General features: G+C 49.5%; 21 protein-coding genes, 1 tRNA gene and 1 riboswitch. Of the genes, 9 read left to right on the top strand and 13 right to left on the bottom strand.

Annotated elements, in window-relative coordinates; translation table 11 throughout:
- Nucleotides 1-69 precede the first annotated feature (69 nt).
- Entirely contained in the window at nt 70-573 is a 504-nt protein-coding gene (locus tag SNR34_RS00540; protein WP_236421493.1) for a YwhD family protein, read from the bottom strand.
- Nucleotides 574-673: 100 nt separating this feature from the next.
- On the opposite strand from SNR34_RS00540, the gene SNR34_RS00535 reads away from it, so the two are divergent.
- The 5 genes from SNR34_RS00535 to SNR34_RS00515 all read left to right on the top strand — a co-directional run bounded on the left by SNR34_RS00535 (nt 674) and on the right by SNR34_RS00515 (nt 5661).
- Entirely contained in the window at nt 674-2665 is a 1992-nt protein-coding gene (locus SNR34_RS00535) for a M1 family metallopeptidase (RefSeq protein WP_486182375.1), read from the top strand.
- Between the two features lie 10 nt (nt 2666-2675).
- Nucleotides 2676-3518 carry a hypothetical protein gene (locus SNR34_RS00530; RefSeq protein ID WP_486180934.1) on the top strand — a complete coding sequence of 281 codons (843 nt, stop codon included), beginning with the start codon at nt 2676-2678 and terminating at the stop codon, nt 3516-3518.
- 251 nt (nt 3519-3769) lie between these two features.
- Nucleotides 3770-3907, top strand: a riboswitch (cyclic di-AMP (ydaO/yuaA leader).
- Between the two features lie 4 nt (nt 3908-3911).
- Nucleotides 3912-4382 (top strand): C40 family peptidase, encoded by a 471-nt coding sequence (locus tag SNR34_RS00525; RefSeq protein WP_438286911.1) that lies wholly within the window; start codon nt 3912-3914, stop codon nt 4380-4382.
- Nucleotides 4383-4660: 278 nt separating this feature from the next.
- Nucleotides 4661-5113 (top strand): GNAT family N-acetyltransferase, encoded by a 453-nt coding sequence (locus SNR34_RS00520; protein ID WP_236421515.1) that lies wholly within the window; start codon nt 4661-4663, stop codon nt 5111-5113.
- A gap of 191 nt (nt 5114-5304) precedes the next feature.
- Nucleotides 5305-5661, top strand: a complete 357-nt coding sequence (locus SNR34_RS00515) for a c-type cytochrome (RefSeq protein WP_236421491.1) — start codon at nt 5305-5307, stop codon at nt 5659-5661.
- 132 nt (nt 5662-5793) lie between these two features.
- On the opposite strand, the gene rbsK is transcribed toward SNR34_RS00515, so the two are convergent.
- From rbsK to SNR34_RS00500, 3 genes are all read right to left on the bottom strand, one after another.
- Nucleotides 5794-6774, bottom strand: coding sequence for a ribokinase (rbsK, locus tag SNR34_RS00510; RefSeq protein ID WP_486180933.1), 981 nt, complete (start codon nt 6772-6774; stop codon nt 5794-5796).
- A 44-nt stretch (nt 6775-6818) separates the two neighbouring features.
- Nucleotides 6819-7115, bottom strand: coding sequence for a 4a-hydroxytetrahydrobiopterin dehydratase (locus SNR34_RS00505; protein WP_236421489.1), 297 nt, complete (start codon nt 7113-7115; stop codon nt 6819-6821).
- 189 nt (nt 7116-7304) lie between these two features.
- Entirely contained in the window at nt 7305-7598 is a 294-nt protein-coding gene (locus tag SNR34_RS00500; RefSeq protein ID WP_236421488.1) for a hypothetical protein, read from the bottom strand.
- A gap of 231 nt (nt 7599-7829) precedes the next feature.
- On the opposite strand from SNR34_RS00500, the gene motA reads away from it, so the two are divergent.
- Together motA and motB are read left to right on the top strand one after the other, a co-directional pair.
- A complete protein-coding gene (motA, locus tag SNR34_RS00495) occupies nt 7830-8630 on the top strand; it encodes a flagellar motor stator protein MotA (RefSeq protein WP_236421487.1) in 801 nt (266 codons plus the stop codon).
- A complete protein-coding gene (gene motB, locus SNR34_RS00490; RefSeq protein WP_339275500.1) occupies nt 8617-9438 on the top strand; it encodes a flagellar motor protein MotB in 822 nt (273 codons plus the stop codon). The genes motA and motB overlap by 14 nt, the downstream gene beginning before the upstream one ends.
- Nucleotides 9439-9586: 148 nt before the next feature.
- Here the strand turns inward: motB and rluF are convergent, their stop codons facing one another.
- Nucleotides 9587-10288, bottom strand: coding sequence for a 23S rRNA pseudouridine(2604) synthase RluF (rluF, locus tag SNR34_RS00485; RefSeq protein ID WP_343262790.1), 702 nt, complete (start codon nt 10286-10288; stop codon nt 9587-9589).
- Nucleotides 10289-10306: 18 nt separating this feature from the next.
- Nucleotides 10307-12655 (bottom strand): PAS domain S-box protein, encoded by a 2349-nt coding sequence (locus tag SNR34_RS00480; RefSeq protein WP_486180932.1) that lies wholly within the window; start codon nt 12653-12655, stop codon nt 10307-10309.
- A 332-nt stretch (nt 12656-12987) separates the two neighbouring features.
- Here SNR34_RS00480 and tadA point away from each other — a divergent pair, with 332 nt between their 5' ends.
- Nucleotides 12988-13488 (top strand): tRNA adenosine(34) deaminase TadA, encoded by a 501-nt coding sequence (tadA, locus tag SNR34_RS00475; protein WP_343262788.1) that lies wholly within the window; start codon nt 12988-12990, stop codon nt 13486-13488.
- 32 nt (nt 13489-13520) lie between these two features.
- The gene (locus SNR34_RS00470) at nt 13521-14090 is read left to right on the top strand and encodes a GNAT family N-acetyltransferase (RefSeq protein WP_236421482.1); all 570 of its coding nucleotides are present in this window, start codon (nt 13521-13523) and stop codon (nt 14088-14090) included.
- 67 nt (nt 14091-14157) lie between these two features.
- On the opposite strand, the gene SNR34_RS00465 is transcribed toward SNR34_RS00470, so the two are convergent.
- The 7 genes from SNR34_RS00465 to SNR34_RS00435 all read right to left on the bottom strand — a co-directional run bounded on the left by SNR34_RS00465 (nt 14158) and on the right by SNR34_RS00435 (nt 18646).
- A complete protein-coding gene (locus tag SNR34_RS00465; RefSeq protein ID WP_236421481.1) occupies nt 14158-15198 on the bottom strand; it encodes an ABC transporter substrate-binding protein in 1041 nt (346 codons plus the stop codon).
- Nucleotides 15199-15298: 100 nt separating this feature from the next.
- Nucleotides 15299-16168 carry a helix-turn-helix domain-containing protein gene (locus tag SNR34_RS00460; protein ID WP_236421480.1) on the bottom strand — a complete coding sequence of 290 codons (870 nt, stop codon included), beginning with the start codon at nt 16166-16168 and terminating at the stop codon, nt 15299-15301.
- A gap of 155 nt (nt 16169-16323) precedes the next feature.
- Nucleotides 16324-17418: a hypothetical protein gene (locus SNR34_RS00455; protein ID WP_236421479.1), complete on the bottom strand. Its 1095-nt coding sequence runs from the start codon at nt 17416-17418 to the stop codon at nt 16324-16326.
- Between the two features lie 260 nt (nt 17419-17678).
- Nucleotides 17679-17834: a small acid-soluble spore protein P gene (locus SNR34_RS00450; RefSeq protein ID WP_236421478.1), complete on the bottom strand. Its 156-nt coding sequence runs from the start codon at nt 17832-17834 to the stop codon at nt 17679-17681.
- A 23-nt stretch (nt 17835-17857) separates the two neighbouring features.
- Nucleotides 17858-18034 carry a hypothetical protein gene (locus tag SNR34_RS00445; protein WP_236421477.1) on the bottom strand — a complete coding sequence of 59 codons (177 nt, stop codon included), beginning with the start codon at nt 18032-18034 and terminating at the stop codon, nt 17858-17860.
- 25 nt (nt 18035-18059) lie between these two features.
- On the bottom strand, nt 18060-18401 hold the full coding sequence (locus SNR34_RS00440; protein WP_236421476.1) for a hypothetical protein: 342 nt from the start codon (nt 18399-18401) through the stop codon (nt 18060-18062).
- Between the two features lie 156 nt (nt 18402-18557).
- Nucleotides 18558-18646: transfer RNA gene (locus SNR34_RS00435), tRNA-Ser, on the bottom strand.
- Nucleotides 18647-18699: the final 53 nt, after the last annotated feature.

Here is an 18699-nt window from a genome sequence, read left to right as displayed (position 1 = left end):
TCTTTTGACGTTCGTTCAATCAGGTTAAACCCTGATGATGCAAGCGGCAGTTACGCCAATGCTTCGTTGTTATGCCAACGCTTCTTTCAACTCATCCGGGGAAGCGTTCCACCAATCTTCATTGTGGGAAATCAGCAAATTCTTGAGCGCCGCACGTTCCGCTGGTCCAAGCTCATCCAGCATAATGCGGCGTTTCAGTGCGTAGTCCATACGATTGACGTGATCTGCAAGCAATTTCCAGCCTCGCTTTGCCTCTGTATCGATCCACATCTCGCACGCGGTAGCTCCACCATACAGCTGCCCGTTCTCGTTGCGATCCACGGCTACCCATACCAGCCAAACCTGGCGTCCGTTCGGTACGTCTTCCCGATTTGTTGAAAATTTGATGCCTCGCTCCACCTTGCTTTTGGCATGCATTGCACCAATATCGATTTTGGCCTCCCCTTGGTCGATGATGACCGGGGAAAGGTTGTTCAGGTCGATGGATCCTGCTCCAAAACCTTTATGCTTGCTTTTTGAACTTACGATATTCAAGGCAATCTGTTTCTTGCCGTTTTGCTCGTTCTGATCCATGTTCTAGCCTCCAAGGGTTGATACCAATATTTTAACTAATAATCGTCCGGTTGCAAACATATACATGCTTTAGATGCTTGTCAACGGGAGGTATTGAATGATGATTTCACGACGCGCCAAGATCCGGCTCACTGCATGTCTTGTCCTTTTTCTTCTAGCCGGAGCGGCATGGTTCATTCTGGGTAAACCCCAAGCCACAATATCCGAATTGCCCGCGTTCGCTCCGGAATCGGGCAAGCCTGTGGCACCCGCACAGCTCCCGAACTCCCCTGAGAGCGTGCAGACACCCACTGCAGAAGTGCTCAGTGATCGCGTGGTGGAATATCACATCGACGTGAAGCTGGCGGATGATAACGTCCTTCAAGGAACGCAGACCCTCACTTGGACCCATCCGGGCAAAAAGACGGTCAACGAGCTTTACTTTCATCTGTACCCCAACGCCTTTTCCTCCCAAAACACAACATTCATGCAAGAATCGGGCGGAAAACTGCGAGGTGACGTCATGCCGGCGAACGGTTACGGTTCCATGACGATCACTGAGATGAAAACGGAGGACGGGCTCTCCCTAATGCATCGCATGCAGTATGTCCAACCGGACGACGGTAATATCAAGGATCGTACATTAATCAAGGTTCGTTTGCCTAAACCGGTCAAAGGCGGAGAAAGCATCACGCTCCATACCCGATTTGAGGTCAAGCTCCCCCAAATCTTTGCCCGAATGGGCACCGCGGGCAATTTCGTCATGGCAGGCCAGTGGTTTCCCAAACTGAGCGTCTACGAGCCGGCAGGCCGTAGAGACCGTGCCGTTGAAGGGTGGAACCTGCACCAGTACCACGGCAACTCGGAATTTTATTCGGATTTTGGCATCTATAGCGTACGCATTCGGGTACCGGAGAAATACAAGGTGGCAGCCACAGGTTTCCCAACCAGACCCTCTGTCGTAAAAAACGGAGAAAAAATCTATCAATTCTATGCCGACGACGTGCATGATTTTGCCTGGGCCGCCTCACCGGACTTCGTCTATGCCGAAGAGCCCTTCTCCGCACCCAACGTGCCTGGCGTGCGCATCAAGCTATATTTGGATCCTGCCCATGAGGACTTGAAAGAACGTTATTTCTATGCAGCCAAAGCCGCATTGACCAATTACAGCAAATGGTTCGGGCGTTACCCTTACTCCACATTATCCATCGTGGTTCCTCCGAAAGCCGGTAACGGTGCCGGCGGCATGGAGTATCCAACGCTCGTTACAGCGTTTGGCGCGGACGATACGTCCCCGGGTTATGATCTGGAACGCACCGTTGTGCACGAGATTGGGCATCAGTATTTTTACGGTATGGTCGCAAGCAACGAATTCGAGGAGGCTTGGTTGGATGAGGGCTTCACCTCCTATGCCGAGGATAAGGTGATGGAACTGGAATACGGCCTTATTCCCAACCTGCCTGTACAAGCTGGTCTCATTACCTCCCCTGCCCCGCTTACGCAAGAGTCGTGGAAGTTCGATTCGCAGAATGACTACGCCTCCAACGTGTATACGCGCGGCAAACTCGTGCTTCTCGGCATCGAACAGCAGGTCGGCGCCAAAACGATGGAACGCATTCTTTCGACCTACGTCAAAAAGTACCGGTTCAAACATCCTTCCTCCACGGATTTTCAGAGGGTGGTGGAACAGGTCACGCGAGCCTCGTGGTCCGAATATTTCAACCAGTACGTATACGGCAGCGGCATGGCCGACTTCGCGGTTGAAAAAATCTCGGTGAAACCCGTGCAAAAGGAAGGTAACACCTGGTATGAATCGTCTATCACGGTCCAGAAAAAAGGCAGTGATTACAAGGGCGTGCCCGTTCGGATCGTGTTTGAAGACGGCCACGTCGTGAACAAGCAATGGGATGGACGGGAAGAGCGGATTACTTACCGTCTCACTTATTCTTCTCCCGTCTCCTGGGCCATGACCGATCCGCTGTACAGCATGGTGCTGGAGAACCGGCATATGAACAATTTTTTAAAAGCCGGCCTGGATGAGCCCGTCCAATTCCGCTGGAGCCTGGGCGCAACCAAACTAATAGAAGCCATTTTCGGAGGTCTGACATGGTGAGGTGGAAACAGTGAAAGCTAAAATACGCGAAGGCTGGTTTCTCGTCCGCCAGCACATGTTCATTGCCGCGCTTTTATTCTTGTATCAATTGGTCTGGGGTTACTTCCTGTTCCGGATGGTACAGTCGGCAGTCGTGCCGCTCCTGCGGCGCTATCCCGAGCCTGAAGCGGGCGAACTCAGCACATTATTGTTCAAAATGGAAAGCCAGCTCAGCCTGTCTGCCCATCCGGAAGTACATCGATACCTTTGGATTCTGGGGGCCATGCTGCTCTTGCGGATGCTAATCAGCCCCCTGATCCATGCCGGCCTGATGTACTCGCTGCAGCATTTCGAGCAAACGGATGAACGTATCCCGTTTGTGAAAGGCATTCGCCAGCTTTGGAAGCCGATCCTGCTCCTGCAAACGACCCGAACCTTGCTCATCTTGTTGCCCGGCTACTGGCTTCTGCCAAAGCTGTATGCCATTCTGATGGACGGGTTCCATTCACTCGCCCTGCTGATGCCCGGGATTCCTTATATCGCCGGCTGGATCGTCTATGGCTGGATCGTGCATCATGCCTTGTTGTACATGCAGTTCGGGGTCTCGGCTCCAGAAAGCCATGAACCGATAAAAAGCGCGTTCCACGCGCTGTGGATCGCGCTCCGGAGCATTATGACCGTGACGGGCATTGCCCTTATTCTCGGTGTTTTCCACCTGCTCCTCTTCGGCGCATTCACCTCGTTCTCCTGGTGGTTGACCGGTCTTGCCGGACTGATCCTGCAGCAAACCTATCCGCTTGCACGCTGCATCCTCAGCCTGTGGAAAATATGCGCACATTTTCGCCTTTGGCAATCCAAGCTCGCCAAACATTAAGTCAGGGGTTGGCGAGCAAATTTGTTACCATCTCCATGTTAACTTTTATTTATAAAAACGCTTTAAAATCAGCAATCCCCGACCTTTCCCCGTCTAAGGTCGGGGATTTTTTTGCTAAATTTGCTGTTAAACGTTGCCAAACAGGTACACCTCTGTTACAATATTCCCAGTGATCTTTTAGTAACAACTTTGTAATCTTTAACTTCATAATTGTAACTACTTAAAATTGTCATATTGATTTCACAGGTGCACATCATGATAAGCCAAATTCCTGGCACCTGGGAAGCGGGGGAACCAGTTATGGGTGAATTGATCTTGCTACAGAGGGATCATAGGGGACCTTCAACCGAATCCTTAAGCTAACCTCGCAGGCGTTGGAAGGGGAAAAATCTTTTGTTTAAGAAGAAAATCACCGCAGCTGTACTCAGCCTAACATTCGCACTATCGCTTGGGGCAGGAAGCGCATTCGCAGATTCTAAAATGGATGAAGTCATTGATTCGGCAATGGGAACTACATATAAAAGCGGTGGAACAACCCTTAGCGGTTTCGATTGCTCAGGGTTCACGCGTTATGTATTCGACAAGCTGGGCATTGATTTGGCACGTCAATCAAGCGCTCAATACGAAATGGGCGATTCGGTATCCCGCATGGAAATGAGACCAGGCGATCTGGTATTCTTTAACACGACAGGTAAAGGCGTTTCCCACGTTGGCATCTTTGTCGGCGAAGGCAAATTCGCACATTCTTCTTCATCAAAAGGTGTAACTATCAGTTCCCTGAGCGAAAACTATTGGGCTGACCGTTATATCGGCGCCAAACGCATTATGAGCACGGACGCATATGAGACGCTTGCACTCGACTAAGGACAAGCTAGGCAACGTCATACTGTAACGAAGCTTGAACAAAAACCGTTGGCATCATTCTCCGCAGGAATGATCCCAGCGGTTTTTTGCATGCGTCCGTGCCCTTATGATGATTTTACCCATCCTGTTATAATATAAACGGCGAATGGCGTATTATGAATATATATAACGGAATAGACAGGACTTTTGTTTCACTTTTTTCAAAGCTTGTCCTGTTTCGCATCAGGAAAGGAGGCACGGTGGTGTACGAAGGTTCAACCACATTCAACGTTATTCCGATGCAGGAAGAACACGGCGAACAGATCTGCAGTTGGGCATATGATCCCCCGTACAACATCTATGGGTTCCTTCCTTGGGAACAGATGAAGGCGCTTGAGATCGAATTTGGGGATGATCGGCTAAGACGAGAACAATATGTCGCCGTCCTCACGGAGCATGGCGAATTAGCGGGATTCGCGCAATACTTTCCGCTGGAAGGCGTAACGCGCATTGGTCTCGGGATGAGGCCGGAGCGCTGCGGACAGGGCCAGGGCATGGAGTTCGTGGCAGCCATCGTCCAGGAGGCCCGGCGCCGCAATCCTGAAAATGAAATCGATCTGGAGGTGCTGACCTGGAATCATCGGGCCATTCGGGTGTATCAAAGGGCAGGATTTGCGATTCACGACACCTATGAACGAATGACGCCGGAAGGAATGAAGCTTTTTCACTGCATGGTTTATGAAGGCTTTTAATTCTACCGGACGGCCGCCTCTCTATTAGTCGGTTGAATTGAATGATATGTGAACCAGCATCGCAAATCCTGCAAAGGTGTAATTGGTTATGATAATTTCCACAAAATGCTATGCTGTCCCACCCGGTTCCGGTATAATGAGATGGACAGTTGGAGTAAGATGATCTTTCATTCTGGAGGGGGACTTAAGGGATGCACAAATGGATCATGAGCGGAATATTTTTTGCAGCATGCGCGTTGGCAATCGTGTTAATGTTTACGCTTCCAGGGAAAGAGGAGGTGGCTGAGGAGGCCAAACCCACCATGCCGGAAGTTACGATGGACGCTGCCCAAGCGGAGGCGACCGTCAAAGCCAACTGTATCTCCTGTCATGGAGATCAGCTTCAAGGCGCCGTTGGCCCCAATCTGCAAAAGATCGGAAGCCAGGACGACGTGGACAAAATCTACTCCGTCATTCTCAAGGGCAAAGGCGGCATGCCTTCCTTCAAAGGCAAGCTGAAAGAAGAGGAAATCGCCAACATTGCGATGTGGTTGTCGGAGAAGAAATAATACGCAAGCATGGCCCTTCGCATGGGGTGCACATGCAGAAAGGCTCACGGCCCTCTATTGAAGGATCGTGAGCCTTTTTCCATTGCAAACCATAGGCAGCACGGCTGCTGCAGCGCCAAGCCTTGTAGAAGGCTATTTGGACGCTCGCTCCGCGAGGAATGCCTCTACCTCGCGCGCCGTCGGCATCCCGGACTGGGCGCCGAGCTTGGTCACCGACAACGCTGCCGCGCCCATGGCGAAGCCTACGGCCGCGTCCAGCGTTTCGCCGCGCGCCAGGGCTACCGCCAGCGCGCCGTTGAAGCAATCGCCGGCGCCGGTCGTGTCGACGGCGCTCACGGCATAGCCGGGCGCACGGCATGCGCCGGCTTGCCCTGCCTGTACGCGGCCGCCTGGCGCAGCCGCGTAGGCAGCCCCCTCGGGGCCGAGCGTCGTGACGACGGCGGCCCCGAGGGATGCGGCGAGCTCTGCGACCGCCGCATCGACGTCTTCCGGCCGGAGGTGGTCCCGGCCGGTAAGCACGGCGAGCTCGCTGCGGTTCGGCGTAATCACGTCGACGCACCGCAGGAGCTCCTCAGGCAGACCCGGCACTGCGGGAGCCGGGTTGAGCACCACCAGAGCGCTGCCTTCGGCCGCGAGTTGAGCCGCGCGGGTCACCGCAGGCAGCGGAATCTCCAGCTGAAGCAGCACGGCTGCCGCTTCCTTCAGGCTTTTTGCCGCATCAGCCTCATCCATCATTTCCGGCACAACGCTCCCGTTCGCCCCAGGAACGACGATAATTCGGTTATCTCCACCTGACAGCCAGATCGAGGCTGTACCGGTCCCGATTTCATCCAGTACGCGTACCTGAGCAACGTCTACCCCGCTTTCGGTCAAGCTGTCCATCAATCTCTGGCCGAAACTGTCGTCGCCGATGGCGCCGATGATCGTTGTCTCGGCGCCAAGACGCGCGGCTGCCACAGCCTGGTTCGCTCCTTTGCCCCCGGCCAGGTAATGGAGCTCCTCTCCGGTCACGGTCTCGCCTTCTTCCGGAATGATATCCGATTTCACGACCAGATCCATGTTCAAGCTGCCCACGACAGCAATATGAGGCCTCATCTGATTCTGTTCTGACATGTATGCTTCACTCATTTCCAGCCGTTATGCAATAACCGTTTCAGTTATTCCGAGCTCATTTTCTCGAAAGCTTCATTATACTGTTCCGCTTCCTTGATATCGACCGAAGTAATGCCGCCTTCGTCCCATGACGTCAATCGCAGTGTCACGGTCGTATAGTCGATCGTAATGAAAGGATGGTGATTGAACGCCTCCGAGATCGCGGCTACTTCATCCACAAACGCAATCCCCTTCATGTAACTGGAAAAAACGAACTTGCGTACAATCCAGCGTCCCTCTTCCAGCTCCCAGCCTTCCAGCCTTTCCAAATACGCTTCGATCTCCTCTTGCGAAAAAACCATGTGTCATCTTCCTCCCCTTTGGACGGAAATTATAGGCATCCTTCCGTACTCCCGCTCGCATTTCCATGACTATTATCTTACCACGGCGAAGCCTTTAATCCAACCAGGACGCGGTTTCGCAGCGATGCCGGCTCGGATTTGAAAGCATCACCTTTTGTGTTCACCACAACAAAGATAAATATCCCATGGTCAGATCAACGGAACAAAGGTCAGTTCCTCTTCTCCGATCAACACGTTAATCCGGTGCAGGTCCTTGTCGTGCATGACGACGCCGCTCCCCACCGGTATGACGGGCTGTGTGCCGAGCGCATAGAACAGATCCTCCGCCAAAGCTTCATCGACCTCCAGTTGCTCTGGAGCATCCAAACGGGTCCAGTCTTCTTCGTCCATTTCGAAAAAAACATACCGGTCCGGTATCCGGCCGATCGCCCCTGTCAAATCTGTCAATATTCCTTCATAATCCCGTCCATGCTTTACGCCCATTGGCTTTTCACTCCTGTTCGGCCCCTGCGGAGCGGATTTAATCCTATTATACCTGAAAATAAACCTTAAAAAAAAAGGCCCCTTGGTCGATAAATACTATACATGACCGTTTTAACTATTGGGTAGTTCCCGAGACCTCCCGGTTAGGCGGAATGCGGCGTTACGTTCGTCCGGAAGCCCGAATGAAGCCGCTCGAAAGGATTCAATTTTATCTCATGGATGAGGTGTATAATGGAAATTTCAACGATTATCGGACTCGTTTTGGGACTTGTTTCCCTTGTAGTCGGCATGATACTAAAGGGTGCTCCCATCATCAACCTGGTAAACAACCCGGCAGCTTACATGATCATTTTTGTAGGTACGGCAGCAAGTATTTTTATGGCATTTCCCATGTCGGATGTCAAAAAGATTCCCAAGTTATTCGGAATTTTGTTCAAAAAGCAACAGCTGATCGACCGCGTTTCCCTGATTGGCACGTTTATGGACTGGGCTTCCACCACCCGTCGGGAAGGTCTGCTGGCGCTTGAATCGAAAGTCGAAGAGATCGACGACCAGTTTCTGCGCGGCGGCATGCGCATGATTATTGACGGCAACGATCAGGAATTCGTCAGCGATGTCCTGATGGAGGATATTCACGCAACGGAAGAGCGTCACCGCGCCGGTGCATTGATTTTCTCCCAGGCGGGTATGTACGCTCCAACGCTCGGGGTACTCGGGGCGGTCGTCGGTTTGATCGCGGCGCTTGCCGATCTCAGTGACATGGAAAAATTGTCCCATGCGATCGCGGCTGCATTTATTGCCACATTGCTCGGTATTTTTACCGGTTACGTGTTATGGCACCCGATGTCCAATAAGCTGAAGCGGTTATCCAAGCAGGAGATCGAAATCAAGCTTATGATGGTTGAAGGATTGTTATCCATTCAATCCGGTGTGTCCACCATCGCCATTAATCAAAAATTGTCTGTATTCCTGACGCCTTCCGAACGTAAACAGCTGGAGGAGAAGGAGGGGGCTTCAGGTGAAAAAGGCTAAGAAACACGAGGCGCACGAAGAGCATATCGACGAGAGCTGGCTGCTTCCGTATTCTGACTTGATGACCTTGCTCCTGGCCCTGTTTATTACGCTGTTCTCCATGAGCTCGCTCGATGCAGCCAAATTCGAGCAGATGGCCAGTGCGCTAAGCAGCGCATTGAATGGAGGATCAGGGGTTTTGGACCACACGTCCATGAACCCGACAGACTCCAGCACGGATCTGGGCAAAATGAAACAGGAACCTCAGGAAGTGACTAAAAATAAAACCAATCAGATCACCGATGCGCAGATGGCCCAGAAAGAGCAGGAAGATCTGGAGAAGCTCAAAAAACGGTTGGATCAGTATATTAAACAAAACGGTCTTTCGGACCAGTTAAACACCAAGCTGAACCAATCCGAGCTCAAAATCACGATCAGCGACAACGCGCTGTTCGCCTCGGGACAAGCCACTGTCAAACCGGAATCGCGCGCATTGGCCAAAGCCATTGCCAGCATGCTGGTTGAATTCCCTGAGTACGAGGTGGTTGTATCCGGCCATACTGATAATGTTCCCATTTCCAACAGCCAATATAAGGATAACTGGGACTTAAGTGCGGATCGTGCCCTGAATTTCCTCAAAATATTGTTGTTGAACGCGTCTCTCGACCCCAGCAAATTCACGCCTAGCGGGTATGGAGAATATCATCCGGTTGCCAGTAACGATACTTCGGCTGGAAGAGCCCAAAACCGGCGTGTAGAGGTCTCGATTATTCGTAAATACCAGAGCGGAAACACCGCCACACAGTCTGTGAATCAGAATAACAACTAAGGTCGCTGACCCATTGATTTTTGGACCGTCCTCCCTAGCGGGGGACGGTTTTTTTATTGCCCCGCATCCATGGGAGCGCATACATTCGCCGTTTATAAAAAACCCTGTCATCTTTAGACAACAGGGCTCGTACGGATTTCCGGCTACGTCACTCCAGGTGATAGTCGAGCATGCGGCCCAGTTCCTCTTTCTCATCGGCACTCAGCTCTCTCCATACCCCTGTAGCTTGTTCGCCCAAATGAATGTTCATGATGCGGACGCGTTTAAGGCGTTTAACCTCATAACCAAAGGCACTGCACATCCGGCGTATTTGGCGATTCTTCCCTTCGGTTAAAATAATGCGGAATACTCGCTCCGATATTCGGGTTACTTTGCAGGGCAACGTCATTTCTCCCAAAATGCGCACGCCCGTGCTCATACCTTTCAAAAAACTCGTCGTCACTGGACGATCGACCGTCACGATATACTCCTTTTCATGGCGGCCCTCCGATCTCAGGATCCGGTTAACGATATCCCCATCGTTGGTCATTAGAATCAGACCCTCCGAATCCTTGTCCAAGCGGCCGATCGGAAAAATGCGCTCTTTATGACCCACGAAATCAACAATGTTGCCGCGTATATGCCGCTCGGTCGTACTCGTAATGCCTACCGGTTTGTTCAGGGCAATGTACACATGCTTCCGTTTCTCCCGAATGGGCTTGCCATTAATCCGGACATCATCGCCCTCTTCTGCCTGACTTCCGAGCTCCGCCTTCACTCCATTGATGGTCACTTTTCCGCTTTCCACCAACTTATCGGCTTCACGTCTGGAGCAATAGCCGGTTTCACTAATAAACTTGTTAATACGCAAAAGCTCATCTCACCCCATCTAATTCTCTTTGTCTGCCAAAGGAGGCTGCTCTTCCTCATCTTCTTCCTGATGTTTCTCCTCTTGCTGCTGCAGCCCGGAAGAAGGAAGCTCAATGATTACGGTAGTCCCTTTGTTCATGACGCTTTTAATATCCATCATGCCCTTATGGGATTGAATGATGCGCTGGCTGACCATTAGACCCAGACCCGTGCCGGTCTCCTTGTTCGTAAAGAACGGCTCACCCAGCTTGGGCATAATCTCTTCAGGAATACCGATGCCCTCATCCTTGATTTCGATTCGCACCCGCTGCTGTTCCTCCATATACTTCAGCTTGATCCGAATCGCCCCACCTTCAGGCATGGCCTCCATGCCATTTTTGAGCACGTTAATAAATACCTGCTTCAGTTGGTTCTCTTCACAGTGTACCATAGCCGATTCGGACGAGGCATTCAATATAAATTCAACGCCGTGCAAATGCGCCTGGCTGTCGAGCAACGAGATCACGTCTCCCAGAATGAAGCGAATATCCCGGTCCTGAAAATGCACAGCCTGGGGTTTGGCAAGAATCAAGAACTCGCCCACAATCAAGTTGATTCGGTCCAATTCGGATAACATCAGGTCCAAATGGCGATGGTTCAACTTGTTCGTCTGTTGTTGGAGCTGCAAAAATCCGCGCAGCGTTGTTAACGGGTTGCGAATTTCATGCGCCACACCTGCGGCGAGCTGGCCAACGGTCGTCAGCTTCTCCGAGCGTCTTAGGAGCTCTTCCATGCGATTTCGGTTGGTAATATCTCGCGATACACTGATGAGCGCCGTAATTTCCCCTTCCTCGTCTCTCACCGGAGCTGTACTGACGCTAACTTCAACCCGGCTTCCATCCTTCTTCATCCACACCGTCTCATTGGACGTAATGGATAATCCCTCAACGAGTTGGGCATGCTGCTCCATCATCTCTTCCTCCGCATCCGGAGGAATGATTCTGAGCTTACGTCCCTCTACCTCCCGGCTCTTCCATCCGTATAACTGTTCGAAGGCCCGATTGACCCTAAGCACATTACCTTCCAGATCGGTAATGTGTATGGCATCCGCAGTCTGATTGATGACGGATTCGAGGTGTTCCTTTACGGCCCTGTTTTCCTCATACATCTGCTTGAGGCGATTCGTGTAATGTCCGAGATTGCGAATCATGGCATTGATCCGGTTGGCCAACTGTCCCAGTTCGTCTCTCCTTCGAATTTTGAGGCGGAAGTCGAAATGCCCGTCGGCAACATCGTTCACCTTGTCCAGAATGGATTGAATCGGACGCGTAATATACCCTGCCAGCAAATAACTGCCAAAGATCACAATCTCCAGCAGAACCAGGGAGATTGAGGCATGGCTGACCAACTGTTCGGAAATCATGGAAGAGATCTGCCTATAGTCCGTGACGATGCTGATAACGTATGAGGACTGATTCGGCGCAAAGATCGGAATAAAGCTTTTGAGCACTTTTTGACCACGCGCTTGGCTCACGAAGGTGACGTTCTGGCCTGTGCGTACGGCTTTGACTACGGCTCGATGATCTTCTTCAGCAGTGCCGTACTGGTACGTGCCGAAACGGATGGGTTTATTATTGAGCTTGTTGAACTTCTCGTCTCTCCCGTCCACGTTCATGGTTGGACTCCCGAAGGTCAGAGGGTTGATTCCGGTAATTTCAAGAATGGAAGGATTGACCTCTCTGATTTTGTTCAGTATCTCATTCGGGCTAGAGATCTTCACATAGTCATCAACTTCGGCGTTATTATAGAAGGGATTGATTATGTAGTTTCTCTTGCCATCATGATAATAGCCCCATATATCTACATCCGACGGGCTTGAAGTGGAGTACTCGAAACCGTCTGACCAGAAATGGTCCTTCGTTTGACCTTGCGGAATCGTAACTTGATGTTTATCGAACAACTGCTTGAATGCTTCATACCAATAATTCATTGATTTGGTGGACAATCCAATCTCCCTTGGATCGGAGGAACGGGTGACGACAATATCGTCCGGGGTTTGCTCCAACAGCGAAATATGGGAAACGCCGACCTTTTGGCTCAGGCGAACCAGTTCTTCATTTGTGATATTATTAATATCCGGGTCCAGCTCTTCGGCAGCTATGATGGATGCAAGCCACAAATTGTTGCCGATTTGCCGTGTGACATAATTCGAACTGTACTGGTTCTGTTCGACAGCGATTGCAATCTGCTTGGCCGTGAGCACCATTTTCATTTCACTGTCCTGTCGCAGGTTTTCTTCCGTAGTATAATAATTTAGCGCGATGTTCAAAACGAGTATGACAAACACCGAGCACGACATGATTATGGATAACTTCGTTTTGATAGACAAATTTTTTGTTCACCTCTTGGCTTGTACCTTTGGCGATATATGGCAAATACTATATCCATCATAACGGTTGAATGGGTATTTGAAAAGGAGAATTGACCACAGTCCAAAAGTTACCGTTTGGGTCATCAGGTCGAAATTCATTGTTTTTTGTCATTTTCGCATCTACAATAAAATCAATCATGATTTTATACACAAATCCACAGGCTTGTGGATATCCTGTTTATAACTATGTGAGCAACTACTCTGTTATCCACAGACTTATACACAACATGTTAACAAACGAATGTTTGTTCTCTTACATTGTTCTCTTCTGGAAGGAGTTTGACTAAAGCATGTTTGATCATTCCATCCCTACTGACTTCTCATCCTATTCCGAGGAGGAGCGGCATCAATTCTGGATGCGGGAAGCCATTGCCGAAGCACGCCAAGCCGAAGCGTTGGGGGAAGTTCCGATCGGTGCCGTCATCGTTCAAAACGATCGTATTGTTGGACGCGGTTACAACCTGCGGGAAACCACTCTCGATTCAACCGCTCATGCGGAGATGGTAGCCATTCGGCAAGCCAGCGAAACGATTGGTGCTTGGCGCCTATTGGACTGCAGCCTGTACGTTACGCTGGAGCCTTGTCCAATGTGTGCGGGAGCTATTGTGCAATCACGGGTGCCGCGCGTAATTTTCGGTACTGCCGATCCCAAGGCCGGTTGCGCTGGAACGTTGATGAATTTGTTGCAGGAGCCTCGTTTTAACCATCAAACCGAAGTCATCGCGGACATTTTGCAGCCGGAATGTGCCTCGCTTTTAACTGAGTTTTTCAGGCGATTACGAAAAAAATAACACTGGTTTATTTATGAAAGGACGTGCTGTATATGCCTTTGACCCTTTATGATACCCCTAACGGGATCCGCATGCGTTTGCTTACCACTTTGGATGCTGAGCCCTATTTGAACATGATCCGGGTTACTCGTGTCCCCTACCAAGCTGTGGAACCGATCCGAGACGACGAGTTTTACACATTGGATGCCCAGACCAGGCGTCTTGCAGATCGAATGAACGCGGCCGAACAAGGAACGGGGTATCAATTCGGGATTTTTTCATTGGGCGACGATGCCCTCATCGGTCAGGTGAGTCTTAACAACGTCGTTCATGGCGTTGCCAACTATGCGGATTTGGGTTACTTTATTCACCCCGACTATCAAGGCGGCGGACGAATGACTGCGGCTGTCAAGCTGGCTGTAGCGTATGCCTTCCGGGCATTAAAGCTGAATCGTGTTCAGGCTGCCATTTTGCCTTCCAACATGGGGTCGCAGCGCGTACTGGAGAAGAACGGCTTTCAGGCCGAGGGCATCGCCCGTAAATATCTCAAAATCAACGGCGAATATCAGGATCACCGGATTTATGCCATTGTTGCTGAGGATCTGCCCGAAGAACACGAATGATCTTGTGAGGACATAAAAAACTGCACCCTCAACACAGAAATGTTGGCAGTGCAGTTTTTTTATGACGTTATTCGGCCTGAGCCGCATGGACGATCGCTTCTACTCCGTAATTTTTGCTAATAGGACCAAATCCGAATGCAATCTGTCCGTTTATTTTATACACATGTCCATTTCGGACGGCTTTGAGCCCCTTCCAGACAGCACTTTTTTCCCACTCATCGGAAACTGCCGGCAATGACGGGTCTTCCATATTGAAGTATCCCAGGAAGAGATAATCCGGATCGAGCTCAGCCAGCCCCTCCAGCGTTAACTCTCCAGCCTCGGTCGATGGCGGTGTCAATCCCAGACCTTCATAATACTCGGTAATATAGTCTTTCCCTTGCAGGTAAGCTTGTTTCTCCCGAATTTGCAGAAAGGCAACCGTGCCATCCATCGATGCCAACTTATTCTTGCCCTCGGCCAGCTTGCCGTCAAAATCACTGATGTATTTCTGCGCTGTCTCTTCTTGTCCCAAAATGTTACCGAACTCGTTAATGGTGGCACGCCACTCCTTGAAAACATCGCTTTTGGTCTCATCTATAACAATGGTCGGAGCGATCTGGTCAAGCTGCTCGATAATATCCTTGTTGGTCTCGCTTCCGGCAATGATCAAATCGGGATCATAGGCGAGCAGTGCTTCCAGGTTAACCTGCGTATTTTCACCTACCACTTCGATCTGTTTCTTTCCTTCGACATATGGTTTATAAATATCGCTATCCAACAAAGATTGGTTCTTCGTAAATGGAAGCGTGATGGCGATCGAATCCAGCTCAAAAACCAACAGATCATCACTCAATCCCCAATGAGCGAGAGCTACCCTTTTCGGCTGCTGTTCCAACGTTACGCTTCCACGAGCATCCTGAATCGTACGTGGATAAGTTACGTTTGCCTCTTCCGTCGATTCCGGATCCACCGAGGTTTTCGAGTTTTCAGCCTTCTCGTTAGCGCTCTGTCGTGTATCTGTTTGCGTTTGACCCGATTCCGATTGTCCCGAGCAAGCCGCCAGCATGAAGACCAAAACGATGAGAGCAGCTAATAATCCTCTATTTTTATACTTTTTTCTGTACATCCGTATTATTCCTCCAGTGTGTATCGCACTCGAATATGATAACAATTATCATTATCAATTATACGGATGAAGCTTGTTTATACAATGGATATCGTCCGATTCAGGATGGATTTTTCCCTTCCCTACCCTTCTTTTTTATCTCGGAAGGCGCCAAGCCCATATGCAATTTGAAAACCCTGCTGAAGTAATACGGGTCTGCATAACCTACCTTGGCCGCAACCTCCTTTACGCTATAGTTGCCTACTTCAAGTAGTTCCCGTGCCCGATTCAAGCGATATTTAGAAAGGTAGCGCATCGGACCCATTCCCGAATACTGTTGAAATCTGTGAGAAAAATATTTGGATCTCATCCCGAACCTCGCCGCCAAGCCTTCCAGTGTCAACGGCTCCATGTATTGACGATGAATAAACTCCTGCGCCGCATTCATTATTCTGCCGCTCTCCCGATTCCGGGTGTTCCTTGATGCGCGCAGCACCGATTCGAGCAAACGATAGAACAATGTCTGTTTCTCCAACTGTTCCATATGCCCCGGCTTCGCAGCTACTTCAAGAAGGGCCAGCATCAGCTCTGCCTGCAGGCTCACCTCAGAGTCGTTCTGATCCATATTGATTTCCTGGATCATATGCGTATGGGCCGGATAACCCCCTCCCTCCATTAAGGATACTGGCATATAATGAATTAGTACATATTCGAAGTCTTCTTCCCCAACCTGAATTTCCAAATTCATATTCAAACCACCAATAAAGGAATTCCCGGGCTGTAGTGAAAGCCTGCACAGTTGGCCCTGAATATCCGTAAAACGAAATTCCGCCCGACCATTAAGCACCAAGAGCAATGCGCATTTCTCGGTTCGCTTTTCTTTGTGGCCATCATAGTATTTTTCTGCTTCCAGTAACGTGCGATAAACACCGTAAACACGAACAGGATGCCGGGCGAATTCCAGCGCAAGCTGTTCATCTCCAAGGGTCATGCTTGCCTTCTCCTTCCTGTTTCGTTGCGTAATATTGTTTTTATTTAGTTTATCTCTCGCCTTTCCCATTTGTATAGAAAAAAACCGCCTCCGTTCAAATGAAGGAGCACTCCTTCATTTTACGAAAAGACGGTTTGTTTTTATTTCAGATAGGCTTAGTAGCCGTAAGAACTATTCATCAGTTCTTCCAACTCATCCATTTTGATGACGTCATCGCCAGAAGGGATGTTAATTTGGAATGCTGGTTTTTCATTGATTTTCGTATACGTATTCGATGCGGTAAATGCAAGTTTGATTTCATCCTTCGTATCCGGATCTTTGATCAGAACGTCTGCATTCATTTTTTGGTATACCGGGAAGTCTTGTTTATCCAGGGCAAAATCGATGTTGAACGCATTGATGGTCAGTACATCTTTCAGTTTATCCAGATCCTTTTCCATCTCCGCTTTATCTTCCTCGGTCAGTTTCAAATCCGATTTAGCTTGATCGATATCTTCTTGCGTCAGTTGCAGCACTTCGCGATATTCGTCTTTGGAAATAATGTCGATCACTTTAGGCAAAGCTTTGGTTACCAATACGGTAACGGCTTCCTTCACGTTGTCATTGTTTACCGTGAATTGAACCACTTGTTTTGCATCTACGCCTTCAGGCAGTTTTGCATCCTTGGTGTCGAGGTTTTTGAAAAACTTGTTTTGGTCATACTCGCTAAGTACGGCATCCATCAATTCGTTGCTCAGCTTTTGCGTTTTGGCCGCATCCATCGCGCTTGGGTTCCATTCGGTACCTTCCTGTTCAGCAAGCTGCTTCAGGTCAATCTCGACAAATTTGTTTACCAACGTTTCCGGAATCGGCAAGAACGGAATGCTTGGAACCTTAACATACATTTTCTCCGCAGTTAAGACCATCGGGATGTTGAACGTCATGCCCATGTCGCCTTTAAGCTCGATGCCTAAAGTCATTTCGGTTTGCATTGGCTCAGCTTGGTATACACCCGTAATATTCAGCTGGGCATCCTTCAGCATGCTCATGAATTGAGTTACGGTCGGATCCTGCGTCGATTGGTCCTGTGGTTTATAGCTCAGTTCGTTAATGGTAAAGTTGGATTTCATCTCATACGAAGTCAGTTTGGATGCGTTCGCTGCTGCTGTTTTTAACGCTTCTTTCGGTTCTTGTTTGCTGCTGCATGCGGTTAATGCCAAAGATACCGTCAACAGCAATGTAAGAAGAAGCGCCCCCATACGTTTTGTCATTGATTTGTTTCTCTCCTCTCGTGTGTCTGCCCCCAAAAAAGCAATTCAAGTTCAATGATAAACCATAAATTGAAAAACGGAAACACATTTTGGGAAATTTGTGTCCCAACACGGAAAAATAGCTAGAAAGACCTATGTTAGGTTTAGGCGCGCACCGTTACCATCCCAAGGTATATGTATTAATACGCAAAAACTCTGGTTAGGTAACCAGAGTTTTATGTCTTGCTAAATATATAAAATCCGTTATATTTTGATTCTGCCTAGCCTTCAGGATTCAAGTGACCCACATGGTTCCGGTTTTTTACTTTTTTCGACCCGGATAATGGCTCTTGCATGGTCGAATCCTTGCGTGAATCCCGATGATTTTGTCCGGAATCTTGAGCTTCGGGTACGGGCACAGCCTTTGGTTTGCTCATTTGGTTACCTCCAGTACAAGAGATTAGGAATGGGATGGGTCCATGTCTTCCGTTTTATCATGATTCAAGGAATCCTGATGGCGACGGTCGTTGGTATCCTGCTGTATCTGTTGGGCATGATGGCTATTGACGACAGTCTGCTCCAGATCGGCGGCAACGTTTTGCAAATTTTTGTCCACGCCTGCTTTGGCTTTGCTCAAGTTCCTCACTCCTTTGGATCACAAGTTATCGGTTCGTTTTCGACTGCAAAGACTGGGCACATTCATGGATGTGACGTTTATAGTCGTAAGCTAGTTCTTGTATGGATTCGGTGCGCTCATCGGTAGTTCTGCCATCCCGTTCAACGTCCACGAGCTGGACCTCGACTTCACGCGAGTCCACGTAAGCACATTTAAAGTCGAAGGAATACATCTGATGCCCTGCCGTCTCGATGTGTATGCGTATCGCTTGCTGATCGGCTTCATCGGCCATTACCTGTGCCTGATCGCCTACATTCAAGACCTGGGGCAGCACTTCCTGCCAAGCGTCCACAAGCTCATTTTGATCCATGTTCAACTCGCGGTTCATTATTGACCACCTCCACCCCTATAAGTTGCGGCGTTGAGCATGTTTTTATGCATCTGCTTCGAACGCGAATGGAAGGCTGCCGTTAGCGTTATAAAGCCAAGAAAATCAAAAAAGGATTCAGGCATATACGCCCAAATCCTTGTCATTATTATAAGTTGGCGGAGAGAGTGGGATTCGAACCCACGTGAGCTTGCACTCTAACGGTTTTCAAGACCGCCCCGTTATGACCGCTTCGGTATCTCTCCAGGTTATAAAGAACTATAAAGTTGCCACGAAACATATCATACCACATCATTAT

The organism is Paenibacillus sp. XP01 (assembly GCF_057364885.1).
The sequence above is the reverse complement of the archived record's forward strand: the minus strand, read 5'-3'. Positions and strand labels throughout refer to the sequence as shown.

What these genes read in the sequence shown, in the direction of transcription:
- SNR34_RS00540 (WP_236421493.1), bottom strand. Translation starts at nt 573, where the DNA reads ATGGATCAGAACGAGCAAAACGGCAAGAAACAGATTGCCTTGAATATC.
- SNR34_RS00535 (WP_486182375.1), top strand. Translation starts at nt 674, where the DNA reads ATGATTTCACGACGCGCCAAGATCCGGCTCACTGCATGTCTTGTCCTT.
- SNR34_RS00520 (WP_236421515.1), top strand. Translation starts at nt 4,661, where the DNA reads ATGCAGGAAGAACACGGCGAACAGATCTGCAGTTGGGCATATGATCCC.
- SNR34_RS00515 (WP_236421491.1), top strand. Translation starts at nt 5,305, where the DNA reads ATGCACAAATGGATCATGAGCGGAATATTTTTTGCAGCATGCGCGTTG.
- rbsK (WP_486180933.1), bottom strand. Translation starts at nt 6,774, where the DNA reads ATGTCAGAACAGAATCAGATGAGGCCTCATATTGCTGTCGTGGGCAGC.
- SNR34_RS00505 (WP_236421489.1), bottom strand. Translation starts at nt 7,115, where the DNA reads ATGGTTTTTTCGCAAGAGGAGATCGAAGCGTATTTGGAAAGGCTGGAA.
- SNR34_RS00500 (WP_236421488.1), bottom strand. Translation starts at nt 7,598, where the DNA reads ATGGGCGTAAAGCATGGACGGGATTATGAAGGAATATTGACAGATTTG.
- motA (WP_236421487.1), top strand. Translation starts at nt 7,830, where the DNA reads ATGGAAATTTCAACGATTATCGGACTCGTTTTGGGACTTGTTTCCCTT.
- tadA (WP_343262788.1), top strand. Translation starts at nt 12,988, where the DNA reads ATGTTTGATCATTCCATCCCTACTGACTTCTCATCCTATTCCGAGGAG.
- SNR34_RS00470 (WP_236421482.1), top strand. Translation starts at nt 13,521, where the DNA reads ATGCCTTTGACCCTTTATGATACCCCTAACGGGATCCGCATGCGTTTG.
- SNR34_RS00465 (WP_236421481.1), bottom strand. Translation starts at nt 15,198, where the DNA reads ATGTACAGAAAAAAGTATAAAAATAGAGGATTATTAGCTGCTCTCATC.
- SNR34_RS00460 (WP_236421480.1), bottom strand. Translation starts at nt 16,168, where the DNA reads ATGACCCTTGGAGATGAACAGCTTGCGCTGGAATTCGCCCGGCATCCT.
- SNR34_RS00455 (WP_236421479.1), bottom strand. Translation starts at nt 17,418, where the DNA reads ATGACAAAACGTATGGGGGCGCTTCTTCTTACATTGCTGTTGACGGTA.
- SNR34_RS00450 (WP_236421478.1), bottom strand. Translation starts at nt 17,834, where the DNA reads ATGAGCAAACCAAAGGCTGTGCCCGTACCCGAAGCTCAAGATTCCGGA.
- SNR34_RS00440 (WP_236421476.1), bottom strand. Translation starts at nt 18,401, where the DNA reads ATGAACCGCGAGTTGAACATGGATCAAAATGAGCTTGTGGACGCTTGG.